Source organism: Kistimonas scapharcae (assembly GCF_039540975.1).
Lineage (GTDB): Bacteria > Pseudomonadota > Gammaproteobacteria > Pseudomonadales > Endozoicomonadaceae > Kistimonas > Kistimonas scapharcae.
Genome location: NZ_BAABFL010000009.1, coordinates 1 through 2,331, shown reverse-complemented (window position 1 = coordinate 2,331; position 2,331 = coordinate 1). Strand labels below are relative to the sequence as shown.

Here is a 2,331-nt window from a genome sequence, read left to right as displayed (position 1 = left end):
ATCAGCATCTGCCATTTCAGCCATCGGGCTTTTTTTCGTTCCCTGTCACCCCGGATGGGGTTGCCACACCCTAAACAGAATTCTGCCTTCGTGGATATGACATGATTGCACTCATCACAGACTGTTAGGGACACCAGGGATTCCTCTCCATCATGTTGCTTCCTTGGGGGAGCAGTATTCCGGTACTTGGGTACCTCGGTCAACCCACAAACGGCAATGGCCCGTATTGACAGAATCATCCCGCCAGATAACTATACTGGATATAAATACAGGTATGGATGCTTTCGACAATGAAGCCACCTCTGGTCAAGGTAGCGGCCACCTCAGCCCAACACCCCTATTATGCCTGCCCGGCGGCCTGCGGGTTTCCCAGCCCGGCGGCGGATTACCTGGAAGATCGCCTATTCCTGGACCAGCTGCTGGTTGAGCATCCGGCGGCCACCTTTTTTGCCCGGGCGCAGGGGGACTCCATGCTGGGAGCCGGTATCCATGACGGCGACCTGCTGATCATCGACCGTGCCCTGACCGCCCGGGACGGCGACATTATCATCGCCCTGCTGGACGGTGAACTGCTGGTCAAGCGGTTGTACCGGAGGCATGGCCGTGTGGCGCTCCACTCCGAAAACACCGACTATTCACCTATTGCCCTGGACGGCGACGCCACGCTGGATGTCTGGGGTGTGGTTATCCATGTGATTCATCCCCTGCGATGAAACCGGTCATAGCCCTCTGCGACGCCAACAGTTTCTACTGCTCCTGTGAGCGGGTCTTTGATCCGACCCTGATTGGCAGGCCACTGGGTGTTCTCAGCAATAACGACGGCTGTATTGTCGCCCGAACCCCGGAGCTGAAAGCCCTCGGCGTGGCCATGGGCACACCGGCGTTCAAGGTGCGGGATTGGCTGGAGCAGGGCGTGATTGACCTTCGCAGCTCCAACTATGCGCTGTACGGGGATATGTCGTCACGGTTCATGACCGTGCTGGAGCAGTTCAGCCCGAAGGTGGAGGTGTACTCCATTGATGAGGCGTTTGTGGATCTGGCGGGTTTTCCGGCAGACCAGCTTCAGGGCATTGGCGCTGACATCAAACAGCGGGTGCAGCAGTGGACAGGCTTACCTATCGGTGTTGGCATCTCCACCACCAAGACTCTTGCCAAGCTGGCGAACTATGCCGCCAAGCATTACCCGGCCACCGGTGGTGTGGTGGATCTTACCGACCCTGTACGTCAACAACGATTGATGGATATCACACCGGTGCAGGAGGTCTGGGGCGTCGGCAACCGGATTGCCAAACGGCTGGAGCAGCAGGGTATCAGAACGGCGGGAGCGCTCAGCCGCTGTAAGCCAGCATGGATACGCAAGACGTTTTCAATCGTGCTGGAGCGCACCGTCTGTGAGCTTCAGGGCGAGTCCTGCATACCCTGGGAAGAGGAAACCACCGGCAACAAGCACCAGATTATCTGCTCGCGCAGTTTCGGACAGGCGGTCACCGCCTTTGATGACCTGCATGCGGCACTGGTGAGTTTCGCCTCCCGCGCCTGTGAAAAGCTGCGGACACAGGGCAAGTTTGCCCGGGAGGCGATGATTCTGATCCGCACCGATCCATTCCGGGACGCGCCGCAGTACAACGCCAACCTGTCCCTCAGTCTGCCGGAGCCCACCTGCGACACACGTCGCTGGCTGCAACTAATAAGACCGGGGCTGGAGAAAATCTATCGGGAAGGGTTCGGGTATCGCAAGGCGGGGTTTATGTTGGTGGATCTCTGTGACGGTGCCGGTTTCCAGGCTGACCTCTGGAGCGCACAGGTGCTACCGGAAATGCCGGCCATGATGCAGGTGGTGGACGCCATCAACCGCCGCTACGGGAAACGGACCCTGAAACCGGCAGCAGCAGGATTAACGGAAAGACCGTGGCATATGGCGCGGAAGCTGCTGAGCCCGCGCTATACCACGTGTTGGGAAGATGTGATGAAAGTCGGTGCCGGTCGCTAGGGTTTTCAGAACGGGATGTCGTCATCAAACGAGTCAAAGCTGGCGGGTGCATCCTTCTCTTTTTTGACCGGTGTATTGTTTTCATCTGGATCGCCGGTCGATGAAGGTGCTGAGGGTGCAACTGCTGGAGGATTACCGGCAGTGGGAGAAGACGCAGGTGTTGGGGAGGTGGCAGGGGCGTGATGGGTGTTCATGGCATCCGACCGGCTATCGAGCATCTGCATCTGGCCGCTGAAGCCGTCGACCACAATTTCCGTAGTATAACGGTCTGTCCCCTGTTGATCCTGCCATTTACGGGTTTGCAGCTTGCCTTCGATGTAAACCTTCGACCCTTTGCGCAG

3 protein-coding genes are annotated in these 2,331 nt (G+C 58.2%); 2 read left to right on the top strand and 1 reads right to left on the bottom strand.

The window, feature by feature from the left end; all coding sequences use genetic code 11:
- Nucleotides 1-290 precede the first annotated feature (290 nt).
- Both ABD892_RS00735 and ABD892_RS00730 read left to right on the top strand, forming a co-directional pair.
- A complete protein-coding gene (locus tag ABD892_RS00735; RefSeq protein WP_345192825.1) occupies nucleotides 291-713 on the top strand; it encodes a LexA family protein in 423 nt (140 codons plus the stop codon).
- On the top strand, nucleotides 710-1,990 hold the full coding sequence (locus ABD892_RS00730; protein WP_345192823.1) for a Y-family DNA polymerase: 1,281 nt from the start codon (nucleotides 710-712) through the stop codon (nucleotides 1,988-1,990). Before ABD892_RS00735 ends, ABD892_RS00730 begins: the two co-directional genes overlap by 4 nt.
- A 5-nt stretch (nucleotides 1,991-1,995) precedes the next feature.
- Here the strand turns inward: ABD892_RS00730 and ssb are convergent.
- The coding region (gene ssb / locus ABD892_RS00725) for a single-stranded DNA-binding protein (protein ID WP_345192821.1) at nucleotides 1,996-2,331 on the bottom strand (336 nt) is incomplete at its 5' end.

What these genes read in the sequence shown, in the direction of transcription:
- ABD892_RS00735 (WP_345192825.1), top strand. Translation starts at nt 291, where the DNA reads ATGAAGCCACCTCTGGTCAAGGTAGCGGCCACCTCAGCCCAACACCCC.
- ABD892_RS00730 (WP_345192823.1), top strand. Translation starts at nt 710, where the DNA reads ATGAAACCGGTCATAGCCCTCTGCGACGCCAACAGTTTCTACTGCTCC.